This window comes from Streptomyces sp. NPDC057010 (assembly GCF_042673805.1).
GTDB lineage: Bacteria > Actinomycetota > Actinomycetes > Streptomycetales > Streptomycetaceae > Streptomyces.
On sequence record NZ_JBHUSC010000012.1, the window covers coordinates 122,992 to 139,189 of the forward strand.

Annotated in this window: 16 protein-coding genes; 8 read left to right on the plus strand and 8 right to left on the minus strand. The window is 74.3% G+C overall.

Annotated features, from left to right (window positions below; all coding sequences use genetic code 11):
- The first annotated feature begins 6 nt into the window (after positions 1 to 6).
- Both ACFTXQ_RS14820 and ACFTXQ_RS14825 read left to right on the plus strand, forming a co-directional pair.
- A complete protein-coding gene (locus ACFTXQ_RS14820) occupies positions 7 to 795 on the plus strand; it encodes an MBL fold metallo-hydrolase (protein ID WP_382640518.1) in 789 nt (262 codons plus the stop codon).
- Positions 792 to 1,442: a DedA family protein gene (locus ACFTXQ_RS14825; RefSeq protein WP_382640430.1), complete on the plus strand. Its 651-nt coding sequence runs from the start codon at positions 792 to 794 to the stop codon at positions 1,440 to 1,442. The genes ACFTXQ_RS14820 and ACFTXQ_RS14825 overlap by 4 nt, the downstream gene beginning before the upstream one ends.
- A 26-nt stretch (positions 1,443 to 1,468) precedes the next feature.
- Here ACFTXQ_RS14825 and ACFTXQ_RS14830 read toward each other — a convergent pair whose 3' ends face one another.
- A complete protein-coding gene (locus ACFTXQ_RS14830; protein WP_382640433.1) occupies positions 1,469 to 2,374 on the minus strand; it encodes a LysR family transcriptional regulator in 906 nt (301 codons plus the stop codon).
- A 156-nt stretch (positions 2,375 to 2,530) separates the two neighbouring features.
- Between ACFTXQ_RS14830 and ACFTXQ_RS14835 the strand changes: the two genes are divergently transcribed.
- Positions 2,531 to 3,076 carry a dihydrofolate reductase family protein gene (locus tag ACFTXQ_RS14835; protein WP_382640435.1) on the plus strand — a complete coding sequence of 182 codons (546 nt, stop codon included), beginning with the start codon at positions 2,531 to 2,533 and terminating at the stop codon, positions 3,074 to 3,076.
- Between the two features lie 15 nt (positions 3,077 to 3,091).
- Here the strand turns inward: ACFTXQ_RS14835 and ACFTXQ_RS14840 are convergent, their stop codons facing one another.
- On the minus strand, positions 3,092 to 4,318 hold the full coding sequence (locus ACFTXQ_RS14840; protein WP_382640438.1) for a serine hydrolase domain-containing protein: 1,227 nt from the start codon (positions 4,316 to 4,318) through the stop codon (positions 3,092 to 3,094).
- A gap of 214 nt (positions 4,319 to 4,532) precedes the next feature.
- On the opposite strand from ACFTXQ_RS14840, the gene ACFTXQ_RS14845 reads away from it, so the two are divergent.
- Positions 4,533 to 5,309 carry a MerR family transcriptional regulator gene (locus ACFTXQ_RS14845; RefSeq protein WP_382640441.1) on the plus strand — a complete coding sequence of 259 codons (777 nt, stop codon included), beginning with the start codon at positions 4,533 to 4,535 and terminating at the stop codon, positions 5,307 to 5,309.
- A 36-nt stretch (positions 5,310 to 5,345) separates the two neighbouring features.
- Here ACFTXQ_RS14845 and ACFTXQ_RS14850 read toward each other — a convergent pair whose 3' ends face one another.
- The 3 genes from ACFTXQ_RS14850 to ACFTXQ_RS14860 all read right to left on the minus strand — a co-directional run bounded on the left by ACFTXQ_RS14850 (position 5,346) and on the right by ACFTXQ_RS14860 (position 8,479).
- Complete coding sequence (locus ACFTXQ_RS14850) at positions 5,346 to 6,527, minus strand: MBL fold metallo-hydrolase (protein WP_382640444.1); 1,182 nt, start codon at positions 6,525 to 6,527, stop codon at positions 5,346 to 5,348.
- A 29-nt stretch (positions 6,528 to 6,556) separates the two neighbouring features.
- Positions 6,557 to 7,774 carry an aminotransferase class I/II-fold pyridoxal phosphate-dependent enzyme gene (locus tag ACFTXQ_RS14855; RefSeq protein WP_382640447.1) on the minus strand — a complete coding sequence of 406 codons (1,218 nt, stop codon included), beginning with the start codon at positions 7,772 to 7,774 and terminating at the stop codon, positions 6,557 to 6,559.
- A 132-nt stretch (positions 7,775 to 7,906) separates the two neighbouring features.
- Entirely contained in the window at positions 7,907 to 8,479 is a 573-nt protein-coding gene (locus tag ACFTXQ_RS14860) for a TIGR03086 family metal-binding protein (RefSeq protein WP_382640450.1), read from the minus strand.
- Between the two features lie 210 nt (positions 8,480 to 8,689).
- Here ACFTXQ_RS14860 and ACFTXQ_RS14865 point away from each other — a divergent pair, with 210 nt between their 5' ends.
- The gene (locus tag ACFTXQ_RS14865; RefSeq protein WP_382640453.1) at positions 8,690 to 9,508 is read left to right on the plus strand and encodes a class I SAM-dependent methyltransferase; all 819 of its coding nucleotides are present in this window, start codon (positions 8,690 to 8,692) and stop codon (positions 9,506 to 9,508) included.
- A gap of 94 nt (positions 9,509 to 9,602) precedes the next feature.
- Complete coding sequence (locus ACFTXQ_RS14870; RefSeq protein ID WP_382640456.1) at positions 9,603 to 10,130, plus strand: hypothetical protein; 528 nt, start codon at positions 9,603 to 9,605, stop codon at positions 10,128 to 10,130.
- Positions 10,131 to 10,161: 31 nt separating this feature from the next.
- On the opposite strand, the gene ACFTXQ_RS14875 is transcribed toward ACFTXQ_RS14870, so the two are convergent.
- Together ACFTXQ_RS14875 and ACFTXQ_RS14880 are read right to left on the minus strand one after the other, a co-directional pair.
- Positions 10,162 to 12,129, minus strand: coding sequence for a DUF5107 domain-containing protein (locus ACFTXQ_RS14875; RefSeq protein ID WP_382640458.1), 1,968 nt, complete (start codon positions 12,127 to 12,129; stop codon positions 10,162 to 10,164).
- Between the two features lie 85 nt (positions 12,130 to 12,214).
- Entirely contained in the window at positions 12,215 to 12,772 is a 558-nt protein-coding gene (locus ACFTXQ_RS14880) for a GNAT family N-acetyltransferase (protein WP_382640461.1), read from the minus strand.
- Positions 12,773 to 12,807: 35 nt separating this feature from the next.
- Here ACFTXQ_RS14880 and ACFTXQ_RS14885 point away from each other — a divergent pair, with 35 nt between their 5' ends.
- Both ACFTXQ_RS14885 and ACFTXQ_RS14890 read left to right on the plus strand, forming a co-directional pair.
- A complete protein-coding gene (locus ACFTXQ_RS14885; RefSeq protein WP_382640463.1) occupies positions 12,808 to 13,590 on the plus strand; it encodes a hypothetical protein in 783 nt (260 codons plus the stop codon).
- Between the two features lie 61 nt (positions 13,591 to 13,651).
- Positions 13,652 to 14,194, plus strand: a complete 543-nt coding sequence (locus ACFTXQ_RS14890) for a hypothetical protein (RefSeq protein ID WP_382640465.1) — start codon at positions 13,652 to 13,654, stop codon at positions 14,192 to 14,194.
- A 6-nt stretch (positions 14,195 to 14,200) separates the two neighbouring features.
- On the opposite strand, the gene ACFTXQ_RS14895 is transcribed toward ACFTXQ_RS14890, so the two are convergent.
- The gene (locus ACFTXQ_RS14895; RefSeq protein ID WP_382640467.1) at positions 14,201 to 16,186 is read right to left on the minus strand and encodes a prolyl oligopeptidase family serine peptidase; all 1,986 of its coding nucleotides are present in this window, start codon (positions 16,184 to 16,186) and stop codon (positions 14,201 to 14,203) included.
- Positions 16,187 to 16,198 lie beyond the last annotated feature (12 nt).

The following is a 16,198-nucleotide window of genomic DNA, read 5'->3' on the forward strand; positions in this document are numbered from 1 at the left end:
GGGCCGGTGCCGGTGGAGATCACCTGGTGGGGGCATGCCACGTGCACGGTGGAGGACTCCGGGGTGCGGGTGCTGACGGACCCGCTGTTCGCCCGGCGGCTCGCGCACCTGCGGCGGCGGCGCGGGGCGGTGCCCCCGCCGGAGGCGGCGGTGGCGGACGTGGTGCTGGTGTCGCACCTGCACGCCGACCACATGCACCTGCCGTCGCTGGCCGCGCTGGCGCCCGGGACGCGGCTGCTGGTGCCGCGGGGCGCGCGCCGGGCGGTGCCGGGGCTGGCCCGGCTCGCGGGGGTGCGGGGGCTGTCGGTGACGGAGGTCGCGCCGGGCGAGGAGGTCGCCGTGCGGGGCGGTGCGCGCGGTGGCGTACGGGTACGGGCGGTCAGTGCCCGGCACGACGGTCGGCGGCTGCCGTTCGGGCCGCAGCTCGCACCCGCCCTCGGGTACGTGGTCCGGGGCGCGGCGCGGACGTACTTCGCCGGGGACACCGGGCTGTTCGACGCCATGGCCGAGGAGGTGGGGCCGGTGGACGTGGCCCTGCTGCCGGTGGGCGGCTGGGGCCCGTACCTGGGGCCGGGCCACCTTGACGCGGGGCGGGCGGCGCGGGCGCTGGCCGATCTGGCTCCGGCGGCGGCGCTCCCGGTGCACTACGGGACGTACTGGCCGATCGGGCTGAACGCGGTGCGGCCGCACGAATTCCACGCGCCGGGCGAGGAGTTCGTACGGTACGCGCGGCGGCTCGCGCCGAAGGTGACGGTCCGGGTCCCCGGCCACGGCGAGCGGGTGCGGCTGCCGTGACGTGGCGGGACATCGCGGCGGCGGCCGGGCAGGTCCCGCCGGAGACCACCCAGCAGGCGGTGGGCTACCCGGCGTTGTTCGTGCTGGTGGCGCTGGGCGCGCTGGTGCCGGTGATCCCGACGGGGGCGCTGGTGAGTTCGGCGGCGGTGGTGGCGTTCCATCACCGGTCCTTGCCGTTCGGGGTGTTGCTGGTCTTCGCGGTGGCGGCGCTGGCGGCGTTCACGGGGGACATCGCGCTGTACTGGCTGGGCCGGCGCGGGGTGCGCTCGCGCAACGGTTCGCGGTGGCTGGAGGCGTTGCGCGGCCGGGCCACGCCCGAGCGGCTGGAGCAGGCGCAGACGAAGCTGGACGAGCACGGGGTGCTGGTCCTGGTGGTGTCCCGGCTGGTCCCGGCCGGGCGGATCCCGGTGATGCTGGCCTGCCTGCTGGCGCAGTGGCCGCTGCGCCGCTTCGCCCGGGGCGACGCCCCGGCCTGCCTCGCCTGGGCGGCGACGTACGGCCTGATCGGCATCCTCGGCGGTTCCCTCTTCGCGGAGCCGTGGAAGGGGGTGGCCCTGGCGGTCGGCCTGACACTGCTCATCAGCGCGGGCCCCGCGCTGTGGCGCCGGATCCGGTCCCCTCGGACGGAGAGCCGGAACCCTCTGTGAACCCGGGTTACTTCGGGCGCCGGCGGTCAGCGGACGGGGGTGGCGAGCTCGTGCACGACGTCGAGGTAGGCCGAGGCGGCGGGGCTCAGGCCGGTGCGCGGCCACAGGAAGCCGTATTCGATCGGTGGGGCGTCGCGCAGCGGGACGAAGGACAGGCCGGGGCGGGAGTGGAAGTCCTTGGCGCGCAGCGCCACCGTGCTGACGCCGGCGCCCATGCTGACGTGGACCAGCACCTCGGGCCAGAACTGGGTCGCCGGTCCCTGTTTGATCGGCCGGCCCGACGGGGTTCTTCGCGGGAAGTAGTGGTCCATCCAGTACTCGGGGACGTGTTCCGAGGCGATCGTGACCAGCGTTGCGTCGCCGAGGTCTTCCAGCGAGACGGCCTCCATGCCGGCGAAGGGGTGGTCCACGGGCACCATCAGCCCGCGCGGCTCGGCGAACATCAGCGGCCCCTGGACGATGTCGGGCTCCTCGATGGGGAACTCGGTGAGCTGCAGGTCCACCTCGTCGGCCCGCATGCGGCCGAGCGGGTCGACGAGCTGGATCTCCTCGATCTCCACCACGCTGTCCGGATGGCGCGCGCGGAACAGGTCGGCGGCCTTGACGACCAGGTTGCCGCACCACGGCGCGCTGAAGCCGACACGCACCACGCCCTTGATGCGCACTCCGCCGGTCGTCGCGATCGCCTGCGCCAGCCCGGCGGCGATCCGGTCGTACGCGGGGCGCAGGTCATCGCGCAGCTGCTTGCCCAGCGCGGTCAGCGTCACCTTGCGACTGTTGCGTTCGAACAGTCGTCCGCCGACGCGGCGTTCGAGCCTGCGGATGATCTGGCTGATCCGGCCGGTCGTGACGTGCAGACGCTCGGCGGTGCGCCCGAAGTGCAGCTCCTCGGCGAGTGTGAGGAACGCTTCGAGCTCCACCCTTTCCAGCATGCCCACCCCTTGATCGTTGAGCCGCGCTCAACCGAGCGTGGCGCCGTTGTGTCTTGTTGCACCGCTTGCGGATCTCGCACGCTGAAGAGGTCGCGTCCGACGGCCACCCGGGACCTCGGAGCGGATTCCCCCCTGCTGCGAAACGGAGACTTCCGCATGAGCAAGGTCGTTGTGGTCATGTACATCACGATGGACGGCGTGGTCGAGGACCCCGCCTGGACCGGCCCGTTCTGGAACGACGAGCACGCCAAGTATCAGAACGGCCAACTGCGCGCGAGCCGCGCCCTGCTGCTGGGGCGAGCGACCTACGAGAGCTTCGCCGAGGCGTGGGCTCCGCGCGACGAGTCGGACGAGTTCACCGCGCGGATGAACAGCATCCCCAAGTACGTCGCCACCACCACGCTGCGGACGGCGGCCTGGAACGCGGCGGTCATCGACGGCGACGTCATCGAACAGGTGGCCAAGCTCAAGGCCGAGCCGGGCGCCGACCTGCTGGTCTACGGCAGCGTCACGCTCGTCAACAAGCTCATCGAGCACGACCTGGTCGACGAGCTCAAGTTGTTCCTCCACCCGGTGACCCTCGGCACCGGCAAGCGCCTGTTCGCGGACGGCCTCACCCCGAAGACCTGGACGCTCGCGGGCGCCCAGTCCTTCAGCTCGGGCGCGCTCGTCCTCGACTACCGCCCGGCACAGCCGGCCTGACGGTCGAGCTCGTTTTCAGTCGATGGCCTGGTAGAGCGTGGTCCAGAAGTCGTTCATGGCACGCGGGGAATCCGGGGTGGACAGTCCGACCTGGGTGAGCAGGACTCCGGTGACCTGGTTGGTCCTGTCTGCGTAGGCGCTGGTGCCGGTACCGCCGAACCAGCCGAACTGGCCGATGGGCGCGTAGTCGCCGCGGTAGGTGCGCACCGCCATCCCGAAGCCCCAGCCGCCGTGCGACCCCTGGCCGGACGACAGGTGGGCGACGTTGCCGAACATGGTCTCCCGGGCGACCAGTTGCCCGTGCGAGAGACGGTTGGTGGTCATCAGCTCGACGGCGGCCCGGGACAGGATCCGTTCACTCCCGTGCATCCCGTGGTTCAGCAGCATCCGGAAGTAGGCGTGGTAGTCGTCGGCGGTGGAGACCAGCCCGCCGCCGGCGCCCTGGAACGCGGGAGGCACACTGGACCTCCCCCCTGCCGCCTCGTCCCACACGATGAACTCGCCGGTCTGCGGGTCGGGCCCGTACAGGGGCGGCAGTCGGTCGATCTTGTCGGCGGGCACGTGGAAGGCGGTGTCGTTCATCCCCAGCGGATCGAGGACGCGTTCGCGCAGGAACGCCTCCAACGGCCGTCCCGTGACCCTGGAGACCAGCACACCGACCACCTCGTTGCTGAGGTCGTACTGCCACCGCACTCCGGGCTGGTACTGCAGCGGCAGCTCGCCGAGGCGGCGCATCCACTCGTCCGGCTCGGGCGCGGGCCCGGATGCCACGCTGTAGTCGAGACGCTCGAAGGTCGCGGCCCTGATCGGGGAAGCCATCGATTCGAAGTCCACTCCGAGCCCGAACGTGGAGGTCAGCAGGTCCCGTACGGTGATCGGCCGCTGCGCCGGCACGGTGTCGTCCAGCGGTCCGTCAGGCCGCCTCAACACCCGGCGGTCGGCGAGTTCGGGCAGCCACTGGTCCACCGGCTCGTCCAGCCGCAGCCGGCACTCGTCGAGCAGGATCATCGCCGCCGCCATCGTGACCGGTTTGGACGTGGACGCCATCCGGAAGATCGTGTCCCGGCGCATCGGCAAGCCACCGTCATGACGCATCGTCCCGATCGCTTCGACGTGCGTCCGGCCGCCGCGGCTGACCAGCGCGACGAGGCCGGGGATCTTCTTGGACTCGACATGCCGTGCCAGCACCTCGCGCAGTCGGCGCAGCCCTGCGTCGGAGAAGCCGCTGCTGCTCGTTCCCATGATGAATCTCCTGTTCACGGTGGTGGTTCCGACGGCGGCCCCGGAGGCCGCCTGGCCCTTCGAGCGGCCACGTGAACAGCCTGCAACCTTGACCCAAGGTCAAGGTCAACCCCCTGCGGTGCGGGCTATCCTCGGTCCTGTGATCGTCCGGACTTCCCGGCCGACGCGGTGCGCGAGACCGCAGCCGCCCACGATCTGGAGGTGCCCTGACCCGATGGCAGACGGGCTCACGATCGGTCAGGCGGCGGCCTTCGTCGGTGTCACGATCAAGACCGTGCGGCACTATCACCGGCTCGGCCTGGTCGCCGAGCCGGATCGCGACGGTTCCGGCTACCGCCGTTACCGGTCGGGCGAGCTGTTCCAGCTGGTCCAGGTCCGGACCCTGGCCGCGGCCGGCGTGCCGCTGGGCGAGATCGGTGACCTGCTCGACGCCGATCCCAAGACGTTCGCCGCCACCCTGGACGAGGTCCATCACCAGCTCACCGAACGGATCGAAGACCTGATCGCGCGCCGCGACAGGCTGCACCGACTCGACCACGGCGACCGGGCCCTGCTGCCCGACCGGGCCTGCAGGGTCCTGGACCGGCTCGCCGGACTCGACTTCAGTGCCGACTACGTGGCTGGTCAACGGGAGGCTCTGGTGCTGGCCCGGGCGCTGGTCCCGGAGCTCTTCGACAGCTTCCTGACCCGGCTCGAACATTCGCTTGACGATCCCGAGTCCGTCGAGCTGACCAAGCGCGGTTGGGATGCGAGGGCTTGGGATCCGGACGACCCCCGGATCGAGGAACTGGCGTCCGCGCTGGCCGACAAGCTGCTGACCAACCGCGCGCTGCTGGTGATGCCGGCCGGGTTTCGGAACCAGTCCGACGCCGTCTCCCGGTACGGAATGGTCAACCACCACCGGGAGGACCAGTCGCCGTCCATCGCCCGGTTGAACGCGCTGGTCGAGGCGAACCTGCGCGCAGCCGGCATCGCCGTTCCGCATCAGTGACGGCTGCCGTACCGGTCCTGCGCCTCGGCCTCGTGGTCAGTCCAGGGTGCGGGAGGCGCCGATCGGGAGGTCCCAGAGGGCGTCGCGGGGCAGGCCGGCGCGGGACCAGGCGGCCCGGACGCGGCTGAGGGGTTCCATGACGGGCTCGGCGGAGAGGACGAAGGTGGCCCAGTGCATGGGGGCCATGCGGCGCGCGCCGAGGTCGAGGCAGGCCCGGACGGCCTCTTCGGGGTCGGCGTGGACGTCGCTGAGCCACCAGCGCGGGGCGTAGGCCCCGATCGGCAGGAGGGCGAGGTCAATGCCGGGGTGTCGGCGGCCGATCTCGGCGAACCAGTGGCCGTAGCCGGTGTCGCCCGCGAAGTAGAGCCGCTTCGGTTCGGGGCTCCGGGTGTCGGTGAGGATCCAGCCGCCCCACAGGGACCGGCAGGTGTCGATCAGGGACCGCTTCGACCAGTGGTGCGCCGGAACGAACTCGAAGCGTACGCCGTCCAGTTCGGCCGCCTCCCACCAGTCGAGCTCGGTGACCTCGGTGAAGCCGCGGCGGCGGAACCAGCCGGCCAGGCCGGCCGGGACGAAGAGGGCGGTGTGCCGGGGCAGCCGCTTGAGGGTGGGGGCGTCGAGGTGGTCGTAGTGGTTGTGGCTGATGACCACCGCGTCCACCGGCGGCAGATCCGCCCAGCGCACCCCGACGGGGGTCATCCGGCTCGGCGTGCCGAGGATCCGCCGCGACCAGACGGGGTCGGTCAGCACGGTCAGCCCTCCGGTCCGCAGCACCCAGCTGGCGTGGCCGGCCCAGGTGACGGAGACGGTGCCGGGCGCTGCCGCGGGCAGCGGGGCGGGCGCGTACGGCAGGTCGGGGATCCCCCGCAGCCCCTCGGGACCGGGCCGGAAGGCGCCCTCCCGGGCGAGCCGGGCGAAGGCGCGGACGCCGGGCAGCGGCGTGGTGAGCCGGTCCGCGAAGGACCGCGGCCAGCGCCGGTGCTCCCCGAGCGGCCGGACAGGGGCGGGGGCCGGGGAGGCCGGGGCCGGGGAGGTCACGGCCGGGGAGGTCACGGCCGGCGGGTGCGGTTCCGTGGGGCTCGGGACGGGTGACGGGTGGGCGGCGGGGTCGCGGGCGACGGCCGGGCGTGGTGGGGCCGCGGCGGCGGAGCCCGGCGGGACCGGGTCCGCGGGGCGTGGCGGGGCCGGGGAGGCGGGGGCTTGGGTCCCATCCCTCATCAGGAAGTCTCCGTTCACCGGGTCGGGCATCAGGCCAGCCCGGCCAGGACTGATCCCAGGAGGTCCAGGGAGCTCCGTACGTGCGGCAGCGCGAGCGGATCGGCGGCGGTGAGCGCGGCCAGCCGCTGCTCCGGGGTGGCGCCCAGCAGCGGCCCGGTGGACAACCTCACCCGCAGGGCGCCCAGTTCGTCCGCGAACCGCTGTCCGCCGGGGGTGGGCGCGCCGAGCCGGGCGCCGAGCCAGTCCTCCAGCTCCATGGCGTCGCCGACACCGTGCCGGGCGAGTCCGGCGCGCAGCGGGGTCAGGTCGGCGTAGAGGTGGCGGCCGGCCTGCGGGGGCCGGGCCAGCGCCCCGGCGGCGAGGAGCTCGTGGTGCGCGGCGGCCGCGACCGCGCCGTGCAGGCGGGCGGCCGCGCGGGCCCGCCCGGCGACGGCGCCGGGTTCGTCGAGGGCGTGTGCGGCGGCCCCGGCGACGGGGCCGGCGACCAGCGCGCCGGTGGCCGTCAGGACGTCGAGGGTGCGGGCGCGCAGCCAGGTCCCGCGCGGGGTGTCGGGGAAGCGGACGACGGCGGCGGGCCAGCCGGCGGGCAGCAGCGCGCCGGACAGGTCGACGAGGACGGCGGCCCGCTCGGGGAGCATCTCGGCGGGGCTCAGCACCAGCGTGTCGTGCGGCCGGTGGACGGTGTCGCGCCAGCTCTCGTCGCTGACGACGAACAGCCCGGCGGCTTCCGCGGCCTCGCAGGCCTCCCGCAGCATCTCGGGCGGCGGCACGGTCGCGGTCGGGTCGTCGGCGACGGACAGGAGCAGCACGCGCGGGTCGCCGCCCTCGGCGCGCACCCTCCGTACGGTCTCCAGCAGCGCGTACGGGTCCGGTACGCCGCCGCACTCGGCCGGTGTCGGCACGTGGTAGGCCCGCCGTCCCAGCAGCCGGACCTGCGGGGTCCACCAGGCGGGACAGGGCCGGGGCAGCATGACGTCGCCCCCGTACGCCCCGAGCAGCGCGAGCAGCAGCGCGGGCGCGCCGGGGCCGGCGGCCACGTCCTCGGGGGCGGTGGGGAGCCCGCGCCGCGCCCAGTGCCGGCAGGCTGCCTCGCGTACGGGCTCGCCGCCGCCCGGGGGTTCGGGGGCGGAGCGGCCGGCGGCCGCGGCGAGGACGGAGAGCAGCTCGGGCAGGACGGGCAGGCCCGGCTGGGGCGCGGGTGGGCCGTACCGGACCGGACCGCGGCCTTCCGCCGCCGTGCGCTGCATCGCCGCCACCCCTTCCCGCCTTCCGGCCGTCGCCTTCGCACTCACCGCCTCGCTGACCCTTTATACGATTATTCGGCCCGACATGCCCGTTATCGACCGTTATCGGCCGGGCTGTCGCCCAGCCCCCGCCGCTCAGCCCCGCCTCCCCAACAGCGCGAGCAGCCTGGTCTGCGCGTTCGCACCCGCCGGCACCTCCAGCGGCTCGGCGTACATCCCGCTCGCGGCCAGTCCGTCGGCGTACGGCATGACCTCCTTGATGGAGAACTCGACGAGGTCGTCCGGCAGCCTGTCGTCGGCTCCGATGCCACGGGAGAGGTCCCAGGTGTGCACGATGCAGTCGGCGGTCAGTTCGGAGCAGTACGCCGACCCGAGCGCAGGCCCGTACGAGAGCCGGACGGTCCGCTCCAGCGCGGCGGGCGCGGCGAAGGCGGCGTGCGCGGCGGCCGAGGCCTTGTCCCACGCGGCGACCGGGTCCTCGCCGAGCACGTCGCCGGAGAAGGCGTCGCCCATCTCCTCGACCGTGCGCCCGTCGGCGACCAGCGGCGGGATCCAGAGCTGCTCGCCGGTGACGTGGTTGACCAGGTCCCGCACGGTCCACTCCGTGCACGGGGTCGGCGCGTCCCACTGGTCGTCCGCGACGGCGCGCAGCCGCTCGCCGAAGAGCCGCAGCGCGGCGGCGTGCTGTTCGAGCAGCGTGTCCGGCATGGCTCTCACCGTCCTGTTGCCGTGGGGGTTCCCTCTGAAGCCCACTGTCCTCGCCCCCGCATTTCCCTGCCACCGACCCGCCCAACCTCCTTGGCCCGCAAGGCTCGTGTCCACATGTCAAAACACCCATCTCAGAACTCGAACTGATCATTTACGCTGGGGCAACGCTTCGAGACGCTTCGGAACGCTTCGACGAGGAGGGGTCAGACCATGAACGCCGCCAAGGAGACCGCCGTCTACACCCACGGCCACCACGAGTCCGTCCTGCGCTCGCACCGCTGGCGCACGGCCGCGAACTCCGCCGCGTACCTGATCGGTGAACTGCGCCCCGGGATGTCCGTCCTGGACGTGGGCTGCGGTCCGGGCACGATCACCGCCGACCTGGCGGAGCTGGTCGCGCCGGGCGGCCGGGTCACCGCCGTCGACGCGTCCGCGGACGTGGTCGAGCAGGCACGGGCCCACGCGGCGGAACGCGGGGTGAGCGGTGTCGAGTTCGGCACGGCGGACGTCCACGCGCTGGACTTCCCGGACGACTCCTTCGACGTGGTCCACGCCCACCAGGTGCTGCAGCACGTGGGCGACCCGGTGCAGGCGCTGCGCGAGATGCGCCGCGTGTGCCGGCCGGGCGGGATCGTGGCCGCGCGGGACGCCGACTACGCGGCGATGACCTGGTATCCGGCCGCGCCCGGCCTGGACGCCTGGCAGAGCCTGTACCGCCGGGTCGCCCGCGCCAACGGCGGCGAACCGGACGCGGGCCGCCGCCTGCGGGCCTGGGCCCGCGCCGCGGGCTTCACGGACGTGACCTCGACCGCGACGTCCTGGTGCTACGCCACCGAGGAGGAGACCGCCTGGTGGTCGGCCCTGTGGGCGGACCGCACCACGTCCTCCGCCTACGCCGAGACCGCCGCCGCGGACGGCCACGCCACGAAGGCCGATCTGGACTCCATGGCCGAGGCCTGGCACACCTGGGGCGCCGACCCGGACGCCTGGTTCTCGGTCCTGCACGGGGAAATCCTGTGCCGCGCCTGAACCCGCCCCGCGGACGCGGTTCGAGGGGTGCCGATCGATTGATATAGCGTGCGCACGTCAAGACAGCATAAGCACGCCACTGGGGGACTCCCTTATGACCTACCCGCCGCAGCAGCAGGGCCCCGGCCCCTACCCCGGCCAGCCCGGCCCGTACGGACAGCAGCCGCCGCAGGGATACCCGCCCCAGCAGGGCATGGGGTACCCCCAGCAGCAGGGCCAGCCCCCGTACGGCGGCGCACCGCAGCAGTGGTCCGCTCCGCCGCCGCCGGCGCCGCCGTCGCGGACCGGGGGCCTGGGCGTCATGAAGATCCTGAAGATCATCGGTGTCGTGATCGCCCTCATCGTCGTCGCGGTCGGCTACTTCCTGAGCCAGGACGACGCCGACCACGCCGAGGTCGGGGACTGCCTCAAGAACAACGGGACCACGATCAGCCCGGACCTCCAGGTCGTGAAGTGCGGTGAGGCCACCGCCAAGTACAAGGTGGTCGAGGTGATCGCCGACACCCTGGACAGCTCGAAGTGCGAGGGCAAGGCCGACATGGGCTACTACGAGCAGACCAGGGGCGGCCGGCGCAGCTCGGGCAAGCAGTTCGTACTCTGCCTCAACGAGATCAAGAAGTAGCCGGTCCCGCGCCGCGGCCCGCGCCCGCCCCCTAACCCGGCGGGCGCATGCGGAAGTCGTAGCGCGGTGGCAGGGGGCGGTCGGTGAGGGTCGACCAGACCTCCGCCAGGACCTCTTCGCCCTCCCGGAGGTCCGGGAGGGCGAAACCGTCCTCGAAGACCCGGCGGGCCGCGGCCACATGGCCCTCCGCGGCCAGTAGCCGGGCCGCCAGCAGCCGGAAGCGGCCCTGTTCCCGCAGGGCGGGCCGCAGCCGGTCCCAGACGCGGCGGGCCTCCGGGAGGCGGCCGGCGGCCAGCAGGGCCGTCATCGCCTCCCGGCCCAGCGCGGATTCCGCCGCCGTCCACGCCTCGCCGCCCCGGCTCTCCGCCAACAGGTCGTCGAAGGCCGCCGCGAAGCCGTCGGCCGCCCGCGCCGGATCACCGGCCAGTTCGTCCGCCGCCGCCAGGCACCGCAGCAGCGGCCACCGTGACGGGGCCAGCGCCAGCCCGCGCTCCCAGCTCCGTACCGCCTGTGCGACGTCGCCCGCGTGCCACTGGGCCACCCCGAGGTGGTACTCCGTCAGCGGTTCCGCCGGCGCCGTCTCCAGCATGTCCCGCCAGTGCGCCGCGACCAGGCTCGGCCCCGGCGGCGCCACCCGGCGCGGCGCCGGGAAGACGCCCGTGCGCCACAGCTCCAGCCACGGCTCCTGCTCCTCGCCGAGCGTGGATTCCCCGAAGGGGGTGCCCGGAAGCTTGAAGCCCCCGCACAGCACCTCCAGCGCCCCCCAGCCCGAGCCGGCCGCCAGCCGCTCCCCCGGCTCGGTGTCGGCGCAGCCGCGCCACGCCCCGTACGCCGCGTCCACCCGCTCGGCGGGCAGCGCCCGCTCCAGGGCGTCCTCCGCGGCGCCCCGGGCAGCCGCCCAGTCGGCGCCGTGCACCGCTCCCGGGTCCGCGGCCAGCGGACCGTAGGCCTCCAGCCAGCTGAACTCCGCCCCGGCGTCCAGCCGTACGTGCTCCAGCTGGGTCCGGGCCAGCCCGGCCTGGATCTCCGCGTAGCCGCCGGTGCCGGGCTCGGTGAGCCACTCCTGCCAGCGCCGGCCGCCGCCGCCCGCGCCCCACACGAACAGCTTGCGCCCGCGCAGCAGCCGCGTGGAGGTCTGGACGAGCCCCTGCCCGGCCGCGTCCAGTGAGGCGATCCAGGGCCGGACCCCGTCGCGGACCTCGTAGAAGTAGTCGGCCGGATACTCGCTGCGCGGCGGGTACGTGCGGTCGGCGCCCTCCCACTCCGGCACGGGGATGCGGCGCAGCGAGCGCTCGTAGCCGAAGTGCCAGGCCTCGTCGGCGGGGGCCAGGACGCGGCTGCCCGCGTCCTCGGGGACGGCGATGTTGGACCACCAGTACACGGGCGCGGGCCGCTCGTGCGGATTGCGCACGCGCACGCCGACGTAGAGAAACTCCGAGTCCTCGGGCAGCCACAGGTCCACCTGGAAGGGCAGGTCGCGCAGCCGCTCCCACTCCCACAGCCGCACCATCACCCCGCCGTCCGGGGCGGGCACGAGCGCGGCGTGCAGGGGGGCGCAGGACAGGGTGGTGTGCCCGGTCGCGCCGGTGTTCCACTCGATGCCGCCGGAGAACCAGGCGCCGTTCAGGGCGAAGTTGGCGGGCTGGAACACCGGGTTGCGGTAGAGCAGTTCGCGCCCGGTGGGCAGGTGGACGAGGGAGTGCACGCGCCCGCCCAGCCCCGGCAGCACGGTGACCCGCAGGTGGTCGTTCTCGATGACGACCGACTCGAACTCCCGCTCCGTGCGCTGCCGTCCGTACCCGTCGCGGATGCGGACGGGCAGCAGCGAGCGCAGCGGCTCGTAGCCGATCTGCCGCGCCATGTCGCGCGGCAGCCCGTCGCGCGCCCGCTCGTCGAGTTCGTGCACCCCGTCGGGCGAGCGCAGGGCGGGCAGCGGGTTGTCGGGCCCCAACGGGGCGGCGGGAAGGGTCAGTACGGCGCGTCGGACGGTGGTGGCCATGAGGGAAATGGAACACGCCACGACGGCCGGTGCACAGGGGTTCCGCGGATCACCACCGGTCAGGATTACGCAAAGCCCGTACGTGCTACGGGCGGGGCATATCGGCGGTGACCGCCCAGCGTTCGTGGTCGCGCCAGGCCCCGTCGACGTACAGGAAGTCCGGGGAGAACCCCTCCAGCCGGAAGCCGGCGCCGCGCACCAGGGCGATCGAGGCGGTGTTGCCCGGCTGGACGTTGGCCTCCAGGCGGTGCAGCCCGAGGCCGCCCTCCGCGGACGGGGCGAAGGCGTGCGCGAGGACCAGGCCGAGGGCCTCGCGCAGCAGCCCGCGCCCGGCGGCGTGCGCGAAGGCCCCGTAGCCGAGGGCCCCGCAGCGGAAGGCCCCGTGCACGATGTTGTTGACGTTGACGAAGCCGGCGATGGCCCCGGTCTCCCGCTCGCACACGAGGAACCCGGCCCGGGCCGCGTCCCCGATGAGCCGGGTCGCGTAGGGCTCGTACTCCTCGACGGTGACGGGCGGGAAGAGCCACGGGTGGTGGAGTTCGCGGCTCTCGTGGGCGCGGGCGGTGAACTCGGGGCCGTCGGCGAGCCGGAAGGGCCGCAGGCCGACCCGCGCGCCCTGGCCGATGTACGGGGAAAAGGTCATCCGCCCAGGCTAGGAGGTGTGGCACGATCCCCGGTGTGATCATCGACGACGACACCCGGGAACTCCTGCTCGCAGCGGCGCGCAACAACGCCGAATGGTGCGACGCGGTCTGCCGGGGCCACGGCCCGGGCGGCGCGTTCAGCCCCGGCGCGTGGACGAGCGCGCACCGGACCCCGCCGCTGTACCCGGACGCGGTGACCCTCACCCCCGAGGCCTCGGCGGAGGCGCTGCTGGCGGGGATCGACACCGGCTCCCCCGGCGGCTGCTCGGTGAAGGACAGCTTCGCCGTGCTCGACCTGGTCCCGGCGGGCTTCGAGGTGCTGTTCGAGGCCCGGTGGATCCACCACCCGGCCCCGGCGGCGGCCCCGTCGCGCCTGGAGTGGTCCGAGGTGGCCACGGCCGGGGAACTGGAGGCGTGGGAGGCCGCGTGGGACGGCGAGGAGAGCACCGGGCTGTTCCATCCGGCCCTGCTCGGCGGCGACAGCCGCGGGAACACGGGCGGGAACACGGGCGGGAACACGGACGGGGACACCGGCGCGGGCAGCGGTCGGGACATCGTCTTCCTCGCGGGCCGCGCCGGGGACCGGATCGTGGCCGGGGCGGTCGCGAACCGCACCGGCTCCGTCGTCGGCGTCTCCAACCTCTTCGCGCACGACGACGCGGATGCCGACGCCGCCTGGGCCGGTGCCCTGAGCGGGATCGCGGCCCGCTGGCCGGGCCTGCCCGTCGTGGGCTACGAGCACGGCGACGACCTGGACGCCGCCCTCCGCAACGGGTTCACCGACCTCGGCCCGCTGCGGGTCTGGCTGCGCACCTGAGCCTTCCCGCTGAGGCCGGCGGTGTTTTTGCGGTGTGATCGACTTCGGTGAGACTGGCGCCGTGACATCGAACCAGACGGCTCGCCTCATCGGCGCCATATTCGGACTCGTCTTCGTGCAGGCCAACGCCGGCGCCCTGCCCCCGGCCGCGGGCATGCCCCTGCGCGTGCTGGCGATCGCAGTGTTCCTCTGGCTGTGCAACGCGCTGCGCCGGGCCCGCGTGCCCGAGGGCGCCGCCGCCGGGGCGCCGAGGACCTTCGGGCGGGGCTACCGCTACGTGGTGGCCGCCGAGGTAGTCCTGCTGGCGGCCGGCCTCTTCGTCATCGCCCGCCTGCTGCACACCCCGCAGGCCGCGGTCGGCTGGATCGCCCTCGTCGTCGGCCTGCACTTCTTCGGCCTGGCGGCCGTCTGGCGCATGGCATCGGTACGGCTGCTGGCGGCCGCGATGTCCGCGTGCGGCGCCGCGGGCCTGGTCCTGGCCGCCCTCGGCTCCTCCCCCGCCGTCATCGCGGTGGTCGCGGGCATCGTCCCGGGCGCGCTGCTGTTCGGCTCCGTGTGGTGGAGCCTGCGCGCCGGGCGCCCGCAGGTCGCCGCCGGCGCCTGATCCCGCTCAGACCTCCAGGTCCAGCCGGGGCACGTCCGTACGCTCGATCCCGAAGACCTGGGTGTAAAGGGAGAGTTCCGCTTCCAGCGCCCGGACCATCGTCTCCGCGCGCCGGAAGCCGTGGCCCTCGCCCTCGAAGGCCACGTACGCGTGCGGTACGGACCGGCCCCGCATCGCGGCCAGGAAGCGCTCCGCCTGGGCCGGCGGGCAGACCGCGTCGTCCAGCCCCTGGAGCAGGACGAACGGCGCCGTGATCCGGTCGGCGCGGGCCACCGGCGAGCGCTCCCGGCAGCGTACGGCCAGGACCTGAGGCGGCCCCGCCAGGGCGTCGACGTAGCGGGATTCCAGGTCGTGGGTCTCCTCGGCGAAGCCGAGCAGGTCCAGCACCGGATAGATGATCGCCGCGCAGGCGTAGAGGTCGGTGGCGGCCAGCGAGGCCGCCGCCGTCCAGCCGCCCGCGCTGCCGCCGCGGATGGCGAGCCGGGCCGGGTCGGCGGTGCCCTCGGCGGCCAGCGCCCGGGCCACCGCCGCGCAGTCCTCCACGTCCACCACGCCCCACTGTTCGCGCAGCCGCTCCCGGTAGGCGCGGCCGTATCCGGTGGAGCCGCCGTAGTTCACCTCGACCACGCCGATGCCGCGGGAGGTGAAGTAGGCGATGTGCAGGTCGAGTACGGGCGGCACGTGGTCGGTGGGGCCGCCGTGCGCCCACACCACGTACGGCGGCAGCTCGTCGGCGGCGGCCCGTACGGCCGGGTGGTGCGGGGGGTAGACGTGGGCGTGGATCTCCCGGTCGTCGGGGCCGAGGAAGGTGCGGCTCTGGGGTTCCGGGTAGTGGGCCGGGTCCACCGGGTCCACGCCCTGCGCGCCGACCACCCGGGCGTGCCCGCTCGCGGTGTCCAGCTCGACCAGCTCGTACGCGCTGCGCGGGCTGGCGGCGACGCCGTAGACGCGGGTCCCGCTGACCGCGAGGGTCGGCTGCCAGGCGGTCCACGGCCCCGCGGCGTCGACGAGGTCCCCGGTCTCGGGGTCGAGGACGCCGAGCACCGAAGAGCCCTGGCCGTGCAGGACGGCGACGAGCCCGTCGGGGAGCGGGGCGAGCCAGCGCAGCCCCGGCTTCCACAGCGGGCCGCCGAACTCCTCTTCCCGGGGGCACAGGTTGACGGCCGCGCCCGTCTCCGGGTCCACCCGGTACGGGTTCCACCAGCCGCTGCGGTCGCTCACCGCGAGGAGGGTTCCGCCGGCCGTCCACTCCACCTGGGCGACGGCCTCGTCGGGGCCGCCGAGCACGGTGCGCGGCGCGGTGAGGGTCCCGTCCGCGGTGATCCCGGCCAGCACGAGTTCGGTGCCGTCCCAGGGCATCCGGGGGTGGTCCCACACCAGCCAGGCGGCCTGCCGCCCGTCGGGGGAGATCCGCGGGCCCGTGCTGAACCGGTGCCGGTCGTCCGTCAACTCCCGTACGACAGAGCGGTCTTCGGCCGCCGAGCCGTCGAGCGGTACGGCGGCCAGGACGCGGCGCACATCGGTCGGCGCCGGTCCGGTGAACTCCTCCAGTACGCACCAGACTTCGGCGCCGCGCAGCACCGGGTCGGCCCAGCGCAGCCCGCCGCCGACGGCGGAGAGGGGGGTGAGGGGGCGCGGTCCCGGGGCGCCGGGCGCGTCGGGCTCGTAGGCGTAGAGCCGCTGGTCGGCGAAGTGGACGAAGACCACCAGGGGCCCGCCGGCGGCCCGTTCGGCTCCGGCCCAGGGGCTGCCGCCGTACTCGGTGAGCCGGCTGCGGACGTTCCAGGGCTCGGGCAGCACGGTGCGCCCCGGGCCCCCGCCGGCCGGGCGGCGCACCAGGGCCCGGCGGCCGCCCTCCTGCGGCCGGGGCTCGGTCCACCACACCTCGGGGCCGACCGTGCCGACGTACTCGGGGCGCCCGTCGAGGGAGGCGGCGAGCCCCGCGCCGATGGGCGAGGGCCAGCCTCCGTAGGGCACGGTCACCGCCGCCATCACCGGGCCCCG

Bases quoted from the DNA above. Each gene is read 5' to 3' on its own strand.
- ACFTXQ_RS14830 (WP_382640433.1), bottom strand. From the start codon at position 2,374: ATGCTGGAAAGGGTGGAGCTCGAAGCGTTCCTCACACTCGCCGAGGAG.
- ACFTXQ_RS14835 (WP_382640435.1), top strand. From the start codon at position 2,531: ATGAGCAAGGTCGTTGTGGTCATGTACATCACGATGGACGGCGTGGTC.
- ACFTXQ_RS14840 (WP_382640438.1), bottom strand. From the start codon at position 4,318: ATGGGAACGAGCAGCAGCGGCTTCTCCGACGCAGGGCTGCGCCGACTG.
- ACFTXQ_RS14845 (WP_382640441.1), top strand. From the start codon at position 4,533: ATGGCAGACGGGCTCACGATCGGTCAGGCGGCGGCCTTCGTCGGTGTC.
- ACFTXQ_RS14850 (WP_382640444.1), bottom strand. From the start codon at position 6,527: ATGAGGGATGGGACCCAAGCCCCCGCCTCCCCGGCCCCGCCACGCCCC.
- ACFTXQ_RS14855 (WP_382640447.1), bottom strand. From the start codon at position 7,774: ATGCAGCGCACGGCGGCGGAAGGCCGCGGTCCGGTCCGGTACGGCCCA.
- ACFTXQ_RS14860 (WP_382640450.1), bottom strand. From the start codon at position 8,479: ATGCCGGACACGCTGCTCGAACAGCACGCCGCCGCGCTGCGGCTCTTC.
- ACFTXQ_RS14865 (WP_382640453.1), top strand. From the start codon at position 8,690: ATGAACGCCGCCAAGGAGACCGCCGTCTACACCCACGGCCACCACGAG.
- ACFTXQ_RS14870 (WP_382640456.1), top strand. From the start codon at position 9,603: ATGACCTACCCGCCGCAGCAGCAGGGCCCCGGCCCCTACCCCGGCCAG.
- ACFTXQ_RS14875 (WP_382640458.1), bottom strand. From the start codon at position 12,129: ATGGCCACCACCGTCCGACGCGCCGTACTGACCCTTCCCGCCGCCCCG.
- ACFTXQ_RS14880 (WP_382640461.1), bottom strand. From the start codon at position 12,772: ATGACCTTTTCCCCGTACATCGGCCAGGGCGCGCGGGTCGGCCTGCGG.
- ACFTXQ_RS14895 (WP_382640467.1), bottom strand. From the start codon at position 16,186: ATGGCGGCGGTGACCGTGCCCTACGGAGGCTGGCCCTCGCCCATCGGC.